The sequence below is a fragment of the Methylobacterium sp. CCH5-D2 genome, from assembly GCF_001556475.1.
Taxonomy (GTDB): domain Bacteria; phylum Pseudomonadota; class Alphaproteobacteria; order Rhizobiales; family Beijerinckiaceae; genus Methylobacterium; species Methylobacterium hispanicum.
Map to the genome: position 1 here is coordinate 1 of NZ_LSIX01001113.1, position 15,063 is coordinate 15,063.

Annotated in this window: 12 protein-coding genes and 1 pseudogene; 3 read left to right on the top strand and 10 right to left on the bottom strand. The window is 71.6% G+C overall.

The window, feature by feature from the left end; all coding sequences use genetic code 11:
- The 3 genes from AX737_RS37090 to AX737_RS37080 form a co-directional block, all read right to left on the bottom strand.
- Window positions 1-290, bottom strand: a 290-nt coding sequence (locus tag AX737_RS37090) for a hypothetical protein (protein WP_210173131.1), incomplete at its 3' end; no start/stop codon positions are given.
- A gap of 1,240 nt (window positions 291-1,530) precedes the next feature.
- Window positions 1,531-1,767 carry a hypothetical protein gene (locus AX737_RS37085; protein ID WP_066921375.1) on the bottom strand — a complete coding sequence of 79 codons (237 nt, stop codon included), beginning with the start codon at window positions 1,765-1,767 and terminating at the stop codon, window positions 1,531-1,533.
- Between the two features lie 197 nt (window positions 1,768-1,964).
- Window positions 1,965-5,687, bottom strand: coding sequence for a vitamin B12-dependent ribonucleotide reductase (locus tag AX737_RS37080; RefSeq protein ID WP_066921373.1), 3,723 nt, complete (start codon window positions 5,685-5,687; stop codon window positions 1,965-1,967).
- A gap of 547 nt (window positions 5,688-6,234) precedes the next feature.
- Here AX737_RS37080 and AX737_RS37075 point away from each other — a divergent pair.
- Window positions 6,235-6,651 (top strand): NADH:ubiquinone oxidoreductase subunit NDUFA12, encoded by a 417-nt coding sequence (locus tag AX737_RS37075; protein WP_066921371.1) that lies wholly within the window; start codon window positions 6,235-6,237, stop codon window positions 6,649-6,651.
- Between the two features lie 80 nt (window positions 6,652-6,731).
- Window positions 6,732-7,382, top strand: coding sequence for a DUF2155 domain-containing protein (locus AX737_RS37070; RefSeq protein ID WP_066921369.1), 651 nt, complete (start codon window positions 6,732-6,734; stop codon window positions 7,380-7,382).
- A gap of 4 nt (window positions 7,383-7,386) precedes the next feature.
- On the opposite strand, the gene aat is transcribed toward AX737_RS37070, so the two are convergent.
- The 5 genes from aat to AX737_RS37045 all read right to left on the bottom strand — a co-directional run bounded on the left by aat (window position 7,387) and on the right by AX737_RS37045 (window position 11,408).
- Entirely contained in the window at window positions 7,387-8,046 is a 660-nt protein-coding gene (gene aat, locus AX737_RS37065) for a leucyl/phenylalanyl-tRNA--protein transferase (RefSeq protein ID WP_066921367.1), read from the bottom strand.
- Window positions 8,047-8,188: 142 nt separating this feature from the next.
- Window positions 8,189-9,541 (bottom strand): acetyl-CoA carboxylase biotin carboxylase subunit, encoded by a 1,353-nt coding sequence (gene accC, locus AX737_RS37060; RefSeq protein ID WP_066921365.1) that lies wholly within the window; start codon window positions 9,539-9,541, stop codon window positions 8,189-8,191.
- A 5-nt stretch (window positions 9,542-9,546) separates the two neighbouring features.
- On the bottom strand, window positions 9,547-10,017 hold the full coding sequence (gene accB, locus AX737_RS37055) for an acetyl-CoA carboxylase biotin carboxyl carrier protein (protein ID WP_066921363.1): 471 nt from the start codon (window positions 10,015-10,017) through the stop codon (window positions 9,547-9,549).
- Between the two features lie 14 nt (window positions 10,018-10,031).
- The gene (aroQ, locus tag AX737_RS37050) at window positions 10,032-10,502 is read right to left on the bottom strand and encodes a type II 3-dehydroquinate dehydratase (RefSeq protein WP_066921362.1); all 471 of its coding nucleotides are present in this window, start codon (window positions 10,500-10,502) and stop codon (window positions 10,032-10,034) included.
- 105 nt (window positions 10,503-10,607) lie between these two features.
- A complete protein-coding gene (locus tag AX737_RS37045) occupies window positions 10,608-11,408 on the bottom strand; it encodes a DsbA family protein (protein ID WP_066921360.1) in 801 nt (266 codons plus the stop codon).
- 192 nt (window positions 11,409-11,600) lie between these two features.
- Between AX737_RS37045 and AX737_RS37040 the strand changes: the two genes are divergently transcribed.
- Window positions 11,601-12,758, top strand: coding sequence for an aminotransferase class I/II-fold pyridoxal phosphate-dependent enzyme (locus AX737_RS37040; protein ID WP_066921358.1), 1,158 nt, complete (start codon window positions 11,601-11,603; stop codon window positions 12,756-12,758).
- Between the two features lie 125 nt (window positions 12,759-12,883).
- Here AX737_RS37040 and AX737_RS37035 read toward each other — a convergent pair whose 3' ends face one another.
- Complete coding sequence (locus tag AX737_RS37035) at window positions 12,884-14,125, bottom strand: methyl-accepting chemotaxis protein (RefSeq protein ID WP_066921356.1); 1,242 nt, start codon at window positions 14,123-14,125, stop codon at window positions 12,884-12,886.
- 287 nt (window positions 14,126-14,412) lie between these two features.
- Window positions 14,413-15,063, bottom strand: a pseudogene (locus AX737_RS37030) (ribonuclease E/G); the annotation flags it as partial.

Below are 15,063 nucleotides of genomic sequence, written 5' to 3' on the forward strand. Positions count from 1 at the left end.
GCGCTGCGCCGCACCGGGACGCTCGCCCGCCGCGCCGCGTTCGGCACCGTCTCGCTCGGCAGTACCGCCACGTTCGCCCGCTGCGGGACGTCCCTCGCTTCCACCGCCCCGCGGCTCGCTCGCGGTGCCACTACGCGTGCCACCGGCCTCGCCACCGGGCGCCCCACCGCGCATGCCGGCCCCGCCGCCCGGAGCGGCTGGCCCGGCACCGCCAGCCCCTGCACCGCCGCCGACACCCGCTCCGCCGCCGACACCCGCTCCGCCGCCTGCCGTCCCGGCACCGGCGCCACCGGAAGCGCCTCCGGCGGCGCCCCCCTGGGCGAAGGCCATCGTCGCGCCTGCCGTCAGCAGGGCAGCCGTCATCGTGCTCCGGATGAGCTTGTTCATGGGCGCTCTCTCGTTCCGTGGTCGGTGAGGGGATCGCGGATCCTGCTCCGCCCCGCGTTGCCGCCACGCAACGGCAAGGATGCGCAAACCGTTCCGAGCAAGCACGATGGGGCTTCCGCTGGCGGAAGCCGTACGGTTCGACGGGAGCGGAAAGAAAATGCCCGCCGCGGCGGTGCCGGGCGGGCCGAAGTCTTGGGAGGAAACGCCCGTAAGGGCGAGATCTAAATTAGCACTTGGCATGCCAGTCTCCGCGTGCGCGAGCGCACGTGTCGCGGATACGTCGGAGCGGGGGCCTGCGCGGATCACCCGGCGACGGTCATCTGATCCGCCGGCCGATTGGAGCGGCGACGCGGATGGGGAGGCGATGCGCGGCTCGGCATCGCCGACGTCCGGATCGGCGATGCCCCGGAAGATCCGGAGCGAACGCCTTGCGGAGTGAGCGCGGACGGCACAGCCTGGGACGTCGCTGTGCTTGGCCCGATCAGGTTATGCCGGCGGCCGGCAGGTCGGGACGCTGGCCCCTGCGTCGCCGACCTGCTGCTCGGGTCGGACCATCCGATTCGACGGCGCCTCGATGCTCGTCGACGGCGCCGCCCACGACGGGCCCTGCACACCTTCGCATACAACGGGGCGGGGCTCGGTGGCTGCGCCGGTCGTCCCGCCCGCGCGCATGGGCCCTCCGTCGATCGCGGTCGCGCCGGGACGATGGTCCGGATGCCCGCGCAATCAGAGCCGTATCGCGCGCCGAAGTCCCGGGCGGTTCCGGGTCGTCGGAGAGCGCGGGACGGCGCCCCGCGACCAGGGGGCTGACATCATCCGAAAGGATTACCCACCAACGCGGTGTGGTGCGGGCCTCAAGCTTCGCTATTCAGTCAATCGGAGGACGAGACGGGGGTTGCGATGCGAAAGATCGGCAGGATTGCGGCGGCGGTCGAGGTTTGGAGCGCTTGGCGCGACCCGATCGAGGTATCTGTCCTGCTCTTCGGAGGCTGGCTCGCCGCCGGGCTGTTCGCAGGATGGGCCGGCGCGATTGTGTGAGGCGCCGAACGCCTGTGGGCCGGAGCGGCGCAGGAGCCTGCCTGGCCGAAGCGGAACAGTATGCGTGGCCCTATCGGGCGGTGGGGGCTGCGGTCGGAAGATCGCTCACAGCATCCGGGGCTTCAGCTCTGCCGTCCAGTTGTGGTCGGGCCCCGCATGTTCGGCGGTACGATGGCCGTTCATGTGAGCGTAGCGGCCGACATACAGTGTCGCCAGCAGGCCGAAGAGCAGGATCAGGGTCAGCGCAACGGCATCCGGATGTCGGCGGGCACGATGGATGCCGAGACAGCCCAAGGTGAAGCCGGCGGCAAGGGCAAGGGAGATGAGCGCTTCGTGAGACATCGGATCGCTCGCCGCGCAAATCGGTCGCGTTCGCGTCCCGAGGAGGCTAGCGCCGATGTGCGCTCGGAGCAAATGGACGCTTGCGCGAGCCACCGAGGTCCCGCCTCTGCTGGAAGGCAAGGCCCGGAGCGATCTCGGCAGGTTCTGCCGAGGGGCGATGATCCGCAGACACGCCCCTCGGCAGCAGGCCGGCGAGGTTACGAGCAGCCGGTCGTGCCACCGCAGGTGTCGCACTTCAGGCAGGTGCCGTTGCGGACCAGCGTGAAGTTCGCGCATTCGGGGCAGGCCTCGCCGACATAGCCCTTCATCTTGGCCTCGGCCCGGCGGTCCGCGACGCTGCGCTCGGCGGGCTCCGCTTGCGCGAAGGGCAGCGTCTCGATCGCCGCGGCCGGCTCCGCCTTCAGCGCGGTTGCGCCGCGCAGCGCGTGGACTGTGCCGCCGGCCGGTGCGCTCTGGCCCGCCGAGCCCGCGCCGACCCCGACCGTGCCGCCGGCCGGGCCGCCCTGGATCAGGGTGAGCCGGTCGGCCGAGCCGCGCACGAGGCCGCGGGAGACGATGGCCGCCGCGGGCGCGGGCTTCGCCGCGTCGCGGGTGGTGTCGCCGCTCTCGCCGCCGCCGATCACCGTGCCGCCGATCTCGTTCGGGTTGACGTGGGCGAGGTCTGCCCGGCCGAGATACGAGACCGCCAGCTCGCGGAAGACGTAATCGAGGAGCGACGTGGCGTTCTTGATCGCGTCGTTGCCCTGCACGAAGCCCGCCGGCTCGAAGCGGGTGAAGGTGAAGGCCTCGACGTACTCCTCCAGCGGCACGCCGTACTGGAGGCCGAGCGAGATCGCGATGGCGAAGTTGTTCATCAGGCTCCGGAAGGTCGCGCCCTCCTTGTGCATGTCGATGAAGATCTCGCCCAGCCGCCCGTCGTCGTACTCGCCAGTGCGCAAGTACACCTTGTGGCCGCCCACCACCGCCTTCTGCGTGTAGCCCTTGCGCCGGGCCGGTAGCTTCTCGCGGGAGCGGATGCGCTCGACGCGCTCGATCACCCGCTCGACGATCTTCTCGGCGGCCAGAGCAGCCTTGGCGGCGGCCGGCGCCTGGATCAGCGCCTCGACACCCTCGTCGGCCTCTTCCTCGTCGTCCGAGACCAGGGCGGCGTTGAGGGGCTGCGACAGCTTCGAGCCGTCGCGGTAGAGGGCGTTGGCCTTGAGCGCGAGGCGCCAGGACAGCAGATAAGCCGCCTTACAATCCTCGACGGTCGCGTCGTTCGGCATGTTGATGGTCTTGGAGATCGCCCCAGAGATGAAGGGCTGGGCCGCGGCCATCATGCGGATGTGGCTCTCGACCGAGAGGTAGCGCTTTCCGATGCGCCCGCAGGGGTTGGCGCAGTCGAACACCGCGTAGTGCTCTGTCTTGAGGTGAGGAGCGCCCTCCAGCGTCATCGCCCCGCAGATATGGGTGTTGGCGGCCTCGATGTCGCGCTTGGTGAAGCCGAGGTGCGGCAGCAGCTCGAAGGTCGGGTCGGCGAGCTTCTCGGCCGGCACCTTCAGGGTGCTCGTCAGGAAGTCGTCGCCGAGCGTCCAGCGGTTGAACACGAACTTGATGTCGAAGGCCGACTTGAGGCCCGCCTCCACCGCCGCGATCTTCTCGTCGGTGAAGCCCTTGGCACGCAAGGTCGCCGGGTTGATCGCCGGGGCCTGACCCATCGAGCCGTGGCCGACCGCGTAGGCCTCGATCTCGGCGATCTCGGACTCGCGGTAGCCCAGCGCCCGGAGCGCGTCCGGCGCGGCTTGGTTGATGATCTTGAAGTAGCCGCCGCCCGCGAGCTTCTTGAACTTCACCAGCGCGAAATCGGGCTCGATGCCGGTGGTATCGCAATCCATCACGAGGCCGATCGTGCCGGTCGGCGCGATCACGGTGGCCTGGGCGTTGCGGTAGCCGTGCTCCTCGCCGAGCGCCAGCGCCCGGTCCCAGGCGGCGCGGGCGTGCTCACCCAGGTCGGCCTGCGGGATGTTGGCGTGGTCCAGCGCCACGGGGGCGATGTTGAGGAACTCGTAGCCCTCCGCCTCGCCGTGCGCGGCGCGGCGGTGGTTGCGGATCACCCGCAGCATCGCGTCGGCATTGTCCTCGTAGGCCGCGAAGGGCCCGAGCTCGGCCGCCATCTCGGCGGAGGTGGCGTAGGCCACGCCCGTCATGATCGCGGTGAGCGCGCCGGCCAGCGCCCGGCCCTCCTTCGAGTCGTAGGGTAGGCCCATGGTCATGAGGAGGCCGCCGATATTGGCGTAGCCGAGGCCGAGCGTGCGGTACTTGTAGGAGAGTTCGGCGATCTCCTTCGACGGGAACTGCGCCATCATCACCGAGATCTCGAGCACCACCGTCCAGAGGCGGTTGAGGTGCTCGAAGGCCTCCACGTCGAAGCGCTTGCTCTGCCGATCGTACATCGTCAGCAGGTTGGCCGAGGCGAGATTGCAGGCCGTGTCGTCGAGGAACATGTACTCGGAGCACGGGTTCGAGGCCCGGATCCGCCCGCCCTGCGGGCAGGTGTGCCAATCGTTCATCGTGGTGTTGAAGTGCAGGCCGGGATCGGCCGAGGCCCAGGCCGCCTCGCCGATCTTCTCCCAGAGGTCGCGGGCCTGCGGCGTCTTCACCACCTTGCCGGTGGTGCGCGACGTCAGGTTCCAGGGCTTGTCGGCTTCCACCGCGCGCAGGAAGTCGTCGGTGAGCGAGACCGAGTTGTTGGAGTTCTGGCCCGCCACCGTGAGGTAGGCCTCGGAATCCCAGTCGGTGTCGTAGACCGGGAAGTCGATCTTGGTGAAGCCCTGGCGGGCGAACTGCACCACGCGCTTGATGTAGGCGTCCGGCACCGAGGCGCGGCGCGCGGCCTTGATCTCGCGCTTGAGCACCGGGTTGCGCTCAGGGTCGAAGCAGGCGTCGCCTTCCGCCTCGCACTGGGTGCAGGCCTTCATCACGAGCGTGAGGTGCTTCGAGACGACCTTGGAGCCGGTGACGAGAGCGGCGACCTTCTGCTCCTCCTTGACCTTCCAGTCGATGAAGGACTCGATGTCGGGATGGTCGATGTCGACGATGACCATCTTGGCGGCGCGGCGCGTGGTGCCGCCCGACTTGATGGCGCCGGCCGCCCGATCGCCGATCTTGAGGAAGCTCATCAGGCCCGACGACTTGCCGCCGCCGCCGAGGCGCTCGTTCTCGCCGCGCAGCATCGAGAAGTTCGAGCCGGTGCCCGAGCCGTACTTGAACAGGCGCGCCTCGCGTACCCACAGGTCCATGATGCCGCCCTCGTTGACGAGGTCGTCCTGGACCGACTGGATGAAGCAGGCGTGCGGCTGCGGGTGCTCGTAGGCGGTGGCCGACTTCGTCAGCTCACCGGTCTTCGGGTCGCAGTAATAATGGCCCTGGCTCGGCCCGTCGATGCCGTAGGCCCAGTGCAGGCCGGTGTTGAACCATTGCGGCGAGTTCGGCGCCACCATCTGGCGGGCCAGCATGAAGCGCAGCTCGTCCATGAAGGCCTGGGCGTCCTCTTCGGACGAGAAGTAGCCGCCCTTCCAGCCCCAGTAGGTCCAGCAGCCCGCGAGGCGGTCGAAGACCTGGGTCGCCGAGGTCTCGGAGCCGGTGCGCTCCTCCTCGGGCAGCTCGGCGAGCGCCACCTCGTCGGCGACCGAGCGCCAGAGGAAGGAGGGGACGTCGTTCTCCTCGACCTTGCGCAGGCGGGCGGGCACGCCGGCCTTGCGGAAGTACTTCTGCGCGAGCACGTCGCTCGCGACCTGGCTCCAGCCCTCGGGGACCGAGATGCCGTCGAGCCGGAAGACCACCGAGCCGTCCGGGTTGCGGATCTCGCTCAGGGCCTTGCGGAACGGGATGGCGGCGTAGGGGGATTGCCCGGCCGTGGTGTAGCGACGCTCGAACCGCATGAAACACACCTCTCCCGACGGGGCGCGACGGCCCCGTCCCACGCTCGCGCGCAGGATATGGTCCCAACTCTGGGGGCACCGGATCCGACGCAGGATGGGACTGCGGCGGGACCGGCGATGATGACGTGAAGGTGCCCGCGCGAGCCCTGAACCCCTTGGCCGAGCCGCCCGGACCATGACCCGGAGATTAACGCCGGGGCCGCCTTCACGTCAACAAGTGGTGTGCCGGCTCCGAGTTCCACGCTAGATGTGGTAGGAGAAGCGAAATCCCTGTGGATATCGCGCAGCGCTTGGCTAAGTGCTCTTTCGGCTTCCCGGATTCGGTTCCGGAAAATTTTCGATCCACAGGGCTCCGCAACCCCTGCGCGAAACGACAGTCGGCGCAGGATCCCGGACCCGTCCGCGAACCCCGGCAGCGACATTTCGGCGACACCCGGGAGGAGCGGGCGGCGGCTTTCGACTGGACTCGCTGGCCCGCGCTGACCATAACCCGCCCGAAGCCTCGCGCCCGCGCGGGGACTCGCTTCGAAGGCCCCGGGGACACGCGATGGCTCTCAAGGACACGCTGCTGCGCATCTTCACGTGGTGGAACGGGCAGACGGTCTCGCTCGCCCTCACCACCGCGCGCAGCGGCACCTATGTCGGCAGCGACGAGCTCGGCAACAAATACTACCGCGCGATGGGACCGCTGATCGACCGCTCGGTCGGGCCCGAGCGGCGCTGGGTGGTCTACAACGGCTACGCCGACGCCTCGAAGGTGCCGCCCGGCTGGCGCGGCTGGCTCTGCCACAACGTCGAGGTCCCGCCGAGCGAGGAGGACTACAAGCCGCGCGCCTGGGAGCGGCCGCATGTCGAGAACCAGACCGGCTCGCCCGACGCCTACCGGCCGAAGGGCTCGCAGCTCTCCTGGGGCGCGCGGCCGGCCGCCACCGGCGACTACGTGCCGTGGACGCCCGGCGAGTAGGGCTCGCCCTCAATTCACCACCGTTCGGGTCTTGAAGGCGGTCTCGCGCGTCTGAACCCGCGTTCCCGGAGGGCCCCGCCTTGAGCCGCATCACCGCACGCCTGTCGGGCGCCGCGCTCGCCGCCGGCCTGCTGGCCCTCGGCAGCCTTCCCGCCGCCGCCGACAAGATCAAGAACCCGACGGCCGTGTTCTCGGGCCTCGACAAGATCACCGGCCGCATCGTTTCCTTCGAGGTGGCGGTGGACGAGACGGTGCAGTTCGGCGCGCTCCAGCTCACCCCGCGGGTCTGCTACACGCGGCCCCCCACCGAGAGCGCCAAGACCACCGCCTTCCTAGAGGTCGACGAGGTCACGCTCGACAACAAGTACCGCCGCATCTTCACCGGCTGGATGTTCGCCGCGAGCCCGGGGCTGCACGCGATCGAGCACCCGATCTACGACGTCTGGCTGGTCGACTGTAAGGGCGGCACCGATGTGATCGCCGAGGCCAAGGAGCAGGAGGACGTGCCCGCGCTCGCCTCCAAGCCCGAGAAGACGCGCAAGGGCCGCGACCAGACGAAGACCGCCCAGCAGGTCAACTCCGCGGGTCAGGTCGATGTCGAGGCGCCGCGCGGCGTGCCGGTCCAGCCCCGCCAGAAGCCCTCGCGCAAGTTCTTCCCCTCGAACGAGGGGCCGGCCCCGGCCCCCCCGCCGCAGCAGCCGCAATCGCTGTTCGACGCGCTGTTCCGCTGATCCCTCAGGCGCCGAGCGCGGCCAACGCCTCCGCGCCGCGCACGCTCGCCGGCCACGCGGTCCAGTCCGCCTGCTCGGTGAGAGCCTCGGCCAGCCGCCGCTTGTAGACGTGGCGCGGCAACTCCTCGGCCCCGAACTGGGCGAGGTGGTCGGTGACGAACTGGGTGTCGGCGAGGCGGTAGCCGCAGGCTTTGAGCCGCGCCATCAGGTGGACCAGGGCGACCTTCGAGGCGTCGCGCACCGTGTGGAACATGCTCTCGCCGAAGAAGGCGGCGCCGAGCGAGACGCCGTAGAGGCCGCCGACCAACTGCCCCTCCGCGTAGACCTCGACCGTGTGGGCGTGGCCCTGGTCGAACAGGGCGCCGTAGAGTTCGCGGATGCGCCCGTTGATCCAGGTGCGCTCGCTGTCCCGGCGCGGCGCGGCGCAGCCCGAGATCACCGCGTCGAAATCGGTGTCGGTGCGGACCTCGAACACGTCCGAGCGCACCGTGCGGGCGAGGCGCCGGGCTATGCGGAAGCCGTCGAGCGGCAGCACGCCGCGGGCACGCGGTTCGACCCAGTATAGGGTCGGGTCGGTCGCGTCCTCGGCCATCGGGAAGATGCCGGCGGCGTAGGCCTTGAGCAGGATCTCCGGGGTGATCTCCACGCGGGCGCCGTCGTGCATGAACCGATTATGGGGCAGGCCGGCCGCTCTGGAAGGGCGCCCGCACTAAGAGGCGTAACGGATCGGGCGGGCCCCTCACAAGCCATGAAAAAGGCCGGCCCCGCCGGGACCGGCCTCCTTCGAATTTCAGGGATGGACGCCCTCAGGTCGCGAGGCCGCCCGCTTCCAGAAAACCTTCCAGCCAGTGGATGTCGTAGGCGCCGTTCTGCACGTCGGCGTTGCGCACGAGGGTGCGGAACAGCGGCAGGGTCGTGTCGACGCCGTCGATGACGAACTCGTCGAGCGCCCGCCGCAGGCGCATCAGGCACTCGTTGCGGGTGCGCCCGTGCACGATCAGCTTGCCGATCAGGGAGTCGTAGTTCGGCGGGATGCGGTAGCCCTGGAAGGCCGCCGAATCGACCCGCACGCCGAGGCCGCCCGGCGGGTGGTAGTAGGTGATCTGGCCGGGCGAGGGCCGGAAGGTGGCCGGATGCTCGGCGTTGATCCGGCACTCGATGGCGTGGCCCTCGACCCGGATCTCGTCCTGGCTGACCGAGAGGTCGCTGCCCGCCGCGACCCGGATCTGCTCGTTCACGAGGTCGATGCCGGTGATCATCTCGGTGACGGGATGCTCCACCTGGATGCGCGTGTTCATCTCGATGAAGTAGAAGCGCCCGTCCTCGTACAGGAACTCGATGGTGCCGGCGCCGCGATAGCCGAGCTTCTTCATCGCGGCCGAGCAGATGCCGCCGATCTCGGCCCGCATCGCCTCGTTGAGGGCGGGCGAGCCGCCCTCTTCCCAGACCTTCTGGTGGCGGCGCTGGAGCGAGCAGTCGCGCTCGGCCAGGTGCACGGCGTCGCCCCGCCCGTCGCCGAGGATCTGCACCTCGATGTGGCGCGGCTTCTCCAGATACTTCTCGAGATAGACCGCGTCGTCTCCGAAGGCGGCCTTGGCCTCGGTGCGGGCGAGGACCACCGCCTGCTCCAGGTCGGCCTCGGTGCGGGCGACCTTCATGCCGCGCCCGCCGCCGCCGGAGGCGGCCTTGACGAGGACCGGATAGCCGATCTCGGCGGCGACCCGCTTGGCCGCGTCGATGTCATCGATGCCGCCCTCCGAGCCCGGCACGCAGGGGATGCCGAGGGAGAGCGCCGTGCGCTTGGCCTCGATCTTGTCGCCCATCGTGCGGATGTGCTCGGCCTTCGGGCCGATGAAGCCGATGTTGTGGTGGGCCAGCACCTCGGCGAAGCGGGCGTTCTCCGAGAGGAAGCCGTAGCCCGGATGCACCGCGTCCGCGCCCGTGATCTCGCAGGCCGCGATGATCGAGGGGATGTTCAGGTAGCTCTCGCGGGCGGCCGGCGGGCCGATGCAGACGCTCTCGTCGGCGAGCCGCACGTGCATGGCGTCGGCGTCGGCGGTCGAGTGGACCGCGACGGTCGCGATGCCGAGCTCCTTGGCCGCCCGCAGGATGCGCAGCGCGATCTCGCCGCGGTTGGCGATCAGGATCTTGTCGAACATCGCGCCTACTCGATCGCCAGCAGCGGCTCGCCGAACTCGACGGGCTGGCCGTCCTCGACAAAGATCGCGCTGACCGTGCCGGCGCGCGGGGCGACGATCTCGTTGAAGGTCTTCATCGCCTCGATGAGCAGCACCTTCTCGCCGGCCTCGACCTTCGATCCGACCTCGACGAAGGGCTTGGCGTCGGGCGAGGGGCGGCGATAGGCGGTGCCGACCATCGGCGACGGCACGGCGCCGGGATGCGCCCGGGGCGAGGCGGGAGCGGGTGCCGGGGCCGGCGCGCCCGGGGCTGCGGCAGGCGCGAGCGCGGCCACGGGGGCGGGCGCGGCCACCTGCACGCTCACCGGCTCCAGGCGGCGCACGACGCGGATGCGCAGGTCCCCCTTCTCCACCTCGATCTCGGAGAGGCCGGTCTCGGTGACGAGGTTGGCCAACTCGCGCACGAGGTCGGGGTCGATGGGGTCGTGCTTGGGCATCGGGGCGGGGTCTTTCACGGCGATGTCGGTTGGGTCGGGGTGCCGCTCCGGGCGGCCAGCAGGCGTGCCAGCGCGTCGAGGCCGAGGCTGTAGCTCATCGGGCCGAAGCCGCAGATCACGCCCGCGCAGACGGGAGCGAGGAAGGAGTGGTGGCGAAACGCCTCGCGGGCGTGGACGTTCGAGAGATGGATCTCGATCGCGAGCGCGCCGCTGCCGCTGATCGCGTCGCGGAGCGCCACGGAGGTGTGGGTGTAGGCGGCGGCGTTGATCAGCACGCCCGCGCCCGCGAGACCCGCCTCCTGCACGAAGCCGACGAGTTCGCCCTCGTGGTTCGTCTGCCGGAAGGTCAGCGCGACGCCGAGCGTCGCGGCCTGCGCGCGCAGGTCGCGCTCGATGTCGGCCAGCGTCGCGGTGCCGTAGATGCCGGGCTCGCGGCGGCCGAGCAGGTTGAGGTTCGGCCCGTTGAGGACGTGGATCGGGATCATGGAACCGTCGGGTCGGCCCGGTAGGGGAGGCGGGCCGCTCTTAAACGAAGGCGCGCGGGCGCCACAAGGGCGCGCCGCGTGGATGTGGGCCGCGTGCCGGACCGCTCAGCAGGAGGCGTGCCCGCACTGGCGCACGTCCGCGATGGTCTTGCGGATCGGATCGACGCCGACGGCGCCCGGGATGATCTCCTCGCCGATGACGAAGGCCGGCGTGCCGGAGAGCCCGAGCTTGTCGCCGAGGCCGCGGTTCTCGGCGAGCGCCGCCTTCACCTCCGGCCCGGCCGCGTCCCGCTGGATGCGGGCGACGTCGAGGCCCATCTCCTTGGCCACCTGGAGCGCGCGGGCGCCGTTCACCCGGCCCTTCGACTCCAAGAGCTTCTGGTGGAACTCGAACAGCTTCTCGCCCTTGGCCTGTTGCTTGACCGCGAGCGCGATCTGGCTCGCTTCCAGCGATTCCGGGCCGAGCACCGGGAAGTCCTTGATCACGACGCGCAGCTTCGGGTCGGTCTTGATCAGGGTCTGGATGTCGCCGAGCGCCTTGCGGCAGTAGCCGCAATTGTAGTCGAAGAACTCCACCAGGGTGACGTCGCCGTTCGGGTTGCCGGCGACCACGTCGTGCGGGCCGTTGTGGAGCGCGTCCTTCGCCTCCTTGAGCGCGGCGGCCTGGGCGAGGCGCTGCGTCTCCATCTGGCGGCGCTCGCCCTCGGCGATCGCCTCCTGCAGGACGTCGGGGTTCTTGATCAGGTATTCCTTCACGATCGACTCGATCGCCTGCCGCTGCTGATCGCTGAAGACCGGCGCGGCGGAGGAGGCGGGCTCCTGGGCCAGGGCGGACCGGGTCGAGACGGGCGCAGCCCCGAGGGCGAGCGTCAGGGCCAGGATCGAGACGGAACGGGAGACAGGCATACGTCCTCGCTGCGCGCGGGGGCGCCGGCCGGGCCGGCCGGCGAAAGCGCGATTCAGGTAGGCGTCCGGTTAGGCCTTTTCACGGCGGACGGTCAAATCGCGGGCCCGTCCGCCGCCCGCACGGCACACCGTCCCTTGCGCCGCCCAGCAAACTCGGTCCTCTGGCGCCCGCAACCCGCGGATGGAAACGCCATGCTCCTCCCCTCGCGCCGCGTCGCGGCGGTCGCCCCCTTCCTCGCCATGGACGTGATGACGGCCGCCGCCGCCCGGGAGCGGGCCGGCGGCAGCGTGGTCCACATGGAGGTCGGCCAGCCCTCCGCCCCCGCGCCCCGGGCGGTGATCGCGGCGGCGCAAGGGGCCCTGGCGCACGGCCGGGTGCCTTACACCGAGGCCCTCGGGCTGCCGGCCCTGCGGGAGCGGATCGCCCGGGACTACCGCGACCGCTACGGCGTCGATGTGGCCCCGGAGCGGGTCGTCGTCACCACCGGCTCGTCGGCAGGCTTCATCCTGGCCTTCATGAGCCTGTTCGACGCGGGCGCCCGGGTCGGCGTTCCGCAGCCCGGCTACCCGGCCTATCGCAGCATCCTCGCGGCCCTCGACCTCGTGGCGACGCCGATGGTGCTGCGGGCCGAGGACCGCTTCGCCCCGACGGCGGAGCTGCTGCGGGCGGTGCACGCCCAGGCCCGGCTCTCGGGCGTCCTGGTGATGAGCCCGGCCAACCCCTCCGGCACGGTGATCGCGCCGGACGCTCTGCGCGCCCTCTGCGCCGCGGCGCGCGACCTCAGCCTGCCGTTCATCTCCGACGAGATCTACCACGGGCTCGGCTACGACGGCCTGCCGAGCGCGACCGCGCTGCAGTTCGACGCGGACGCGATCGTGATCAACTCGTTCTCGAAATACCACTGCATGACCGGCTGGCGCGTCGGCTGGATGGTGGTGCCCGACAGCCTCGTGCGGCCGATCGAGCGGCTGGCGCAGAACCTCTACATCTCAGCCCCCTACCTCTCGCAGGTGGGCGCGCTCGCGGCTTTCGAGGCGGGCGAGGAACTCGACGCGGTGCGCGACGGCTACGCCCGCAACCGGGCGATCCTGCTCGACGCCTTGCCCGGGCTCGGGCTCGGGCGGACGCATCCGGCGGACGGGGCCTTCTACCTCTACGCCGACGTCTCCGACCTCACGGACGACGCCGCGGAGTTCTGCCGCCGCATGCTGGCGGAGGCGGGCGTCGCGGCGACCCCGGGACTCGATTTCGACCCGGCGGAGGGCGCGCACCATGTGCGCTTCTCCTTCGCGGGCTCGGAGGACGATTGCCGCGAGGCGGTGCGGCGCCTGCGCGGCTGGCTCGGCTGAGGCAGGTCCCGGTTCCCGGAGGTCCGAGACCTTTGGCGGGGCCGGGGCGGAGCCCGGGGATCATGGCTCGGGGGTGCCGCCCCGAGACCCCGCCGAAGGGCTGCCGCCCTTCGGGATCCCGCGTCTCAGGCCGCCCGCGCGAAGGCCGCCTCGGCGGCCTTCACGGCCTCGGCCAGATGGGCCTCGAAGGCCTGGAAGGCGCCGGCCGCCTCGCCCCAGGCGGCGGCCCGGATGTGCCCGGCCATCGCATCGGCCTTGGCGCCGGCCTCGGTGAGGGCGGTGCGGACGGCCGGCGGCATCTCCGCGTCGGGCCGCACCGCGAGCGCCGCCGCCTCCTGCGCCTGCGCCAGGCCGACGAGGCAGGCGGCGAGCCGGCGGCGCCAGGCCGCGCAGTCGGCCGGCAACCGGCCGAGCCGCACGAGGCGCGCGTCGCCCGGCTGACGGTCGAGCAGCGAGCGGCTCATCCCCTCCAGCGCGTCGAGGCGGCCGATGGCGTCGCCGATCTCGCGGCGGGACTTCTCGGTGCCGGCGGCGATGTTGCCGACGTTGGCGGCGATCTCGCCCGTGGCGGTGATCTGCTGCTCCATGATCCCCACCATGGCGCGCATCTCGGAGGCCGCCGCGGCCACCGCCGCGCTCTCGCTCTCGACGCGGGCGTTGACCCGGGTCATCACCTCGGAGCCGGCCGTGACGGCGGCGCGGCTGTGCTCGACCGCGTCGTGCATCGCCGACAGCTCGCCCTGCAGCGCCGTGAGGCGGGCCCGGATCTCGTCGGTGGCCTTCGCGGTCTGGGCCGAGAGGGCCTTGACCTCGCCGGCCACCACCGCGAAGCCGCGGCCCGCCTCGCCGGCGCGGGCCGCCTCGATGGTAGCGTTCAGCGCCAGCAGGTTGGTCTGGGCCGAGATCGCCGCGATGGCGCTCGCCATCTCCTCGATCCGGCGCGCGGCCGCCGCGAAGCCGTCGAGGCAGCCGCCGATCTCGGTGGAGCGCGCCTCGATCACCTGCATCCGCTCGGCGGCGAGCCGCATGTCGGCGGCGCACTCGCCGATGCCGACCCGGGCCCGCTCGGCGGTCTCGGCGGAGGTCTGAGAGCGGGCCGCGACCTCGCTCGTGGTGGCGGCGAGTTCCTCGCCCGCCGCGGCGATCAGCCGGGCCTGCTCGGAGATCTGCGCGGAGTCGTGGGTGATCCAGCCGATCGAGGTGCCGGCCTCCGAGGCGGCCGCCGAGAGGCTCGCCTGCAGCCGCAGCATCGTGGCGTCGAGCGCGGGCGGTTCGGGTGGCGCGGGAGCCTCGATCACCGCGGGCGCGGCATCGAGCACGGCCGGCGGCAGCTCCGCAGGCCGGCTTCCGCGGAACAGTGCGAACATGGTGGGACCCCTCAGACTTCTCGTTCTGAAGGGCATCTTCCCGCAAGGCCCTCAACCGTCAGTTAAAGCCATCGGGTGTCCCCAAAGGGGCTTAACACGGATTTGATCTCTCGGGGCGAACTTAAGCACGCTCAGGTTGTGCCGCCCTGCGAGGCCGGGAGCGCCCTGCGAGGCCGGGAGCGCCCCGCGAGGCCCCGGAACGCGCGGCGGGGCCCGGCGAACCGGGCCCCGCTGGGCTGCGGACGGCGCGTCCGCGGATCACGGTGGCGGAGCGCTAGGCCCGCGCCTCACTCGCCGGTCAGGGCCGCCTTGGTGCGCGACCACCAGCCGGCGCGCTTGGGACGGTCGGGATCGGACGGCGCGCTCAGCACCACGGCGACCGGCTCCGGCGGCGGGGCCGCCTCGGTCCGGGGAGCCGGCTCGGGCGACGCCGCGGATGCAGCCTCCGCAGCCTCGGCCTGCGAGGCGGGCTCGGGCGCCGCGCCGGCGACCGGCAGCTCGACCGCCGTCTCCCGGGCCGTGGTGTCTCCGGCGTCGGGCGCCTCGACCGTCGCGGCCAGGACCTCGGCGCTCACCGGCTCCTCCGGCGACAGGACCGCGACGGCGTCGGGCTCGGCCTCGTCCGCATCGGTCTCGTCCGAGGCGGCGGCCTCGCGGCCGCGGCCCTCCGAGCGTCCGCGCCCGCCCCGGCGCCCGCGGCGGCGGCGGCGGCGGCCCTCGCCGTCCTCGGCCTGCTCGCCCGCCGCCTCGGTCTCGGCCGTGTCCTCGGACGCGACCTCCGCGGTCCCGGCGGCCTCGTCCGTCCCGGCCGGCTCGGCCTCGTCCTCCGCGTCGCCCTCGTCCTCGGCGGCGTGGCGCGGCTCGTCGCCGGCCTCGCCGTTCGCTTCCCCCGTCTCCTGGCGCCCGCCGCGGCGGCGGGCGCCAGGAGACGGGGGAAG

Excerpts from the sequence above, each read along its gene's own strand:
- AX737_RS37075 (WP_066921371.1), top strand. The coding sequence starts at position 6,235 with ATGGCTCTCAAGGACACGCTGCTGCGCATCTTCACGTGGTGGAACGGG.
- AX737_RS37045 (WP_066921360.1), bottom strand. The coding sequence starts at position 11,408 with ATGCCTGTCTCCCGTTCCGTCTCGATCCTGGCCCTGACGCTCGCCCTC.
- AX737_RS37040 (WP_066921358.1), top strand. The coding sequence starts at position 11,601 with ATGCTCCTCCCCTCGCGCCGCGTCGCGGCGGTCGCCCCCTTCCTCGCC.
- aroQ (WP_066921362.1), bottom strand. The coding sequence starts at position 10,502 with ATGATCCCGATCCACGTCCTCAACGGGCCGAACCTCAACCTGCTCGGC.
- accC (WP_066921365.1), bottom strand. The coding sequence starts at position 9,541 with ATGTTCGACAAGATCCTGATCGCCAACCGCGGCGAGATCGCGCTGCGC.
- AX737_RS37080 (WP_066921373.1), bottom strand. The coding sequence starts at position 5,687 with ATGCGGTTCGAGCGTCGCTACACCACGGCCGGGCAATCCCCCTACGCC.
- AX737_RS37035 (WP_066921356.1), bottom strand. The coding sequence starts at position 14,125 with ATGTTCGCACTGTTCCGCGGAAGCCGGCCTGCGGAGCTGCCGCCGGCC.
- AX737_RS37085 (WP_066921375.1), bottom strand. The coding sequence starts at position 1,767 with ATGTCTCACGAAGCGCTCATCTCCCTTGCCCTTGCCGCCGGCTTCACC.
- accB (WP_066921363.1), bottom strand. The coding sequence starts at position 10,017 with ATGCCCAAGCACGACCCCATCGACCCCGACCTCGTGCGCGAGTTGGCC.
- aat (WP_066921367.1), bottom strand. The coding sequence starts at position 8,046 with ATGCACGACGGCGCCCGCGTGGAGATCACCCCGGAGATCCTGCTCAAG.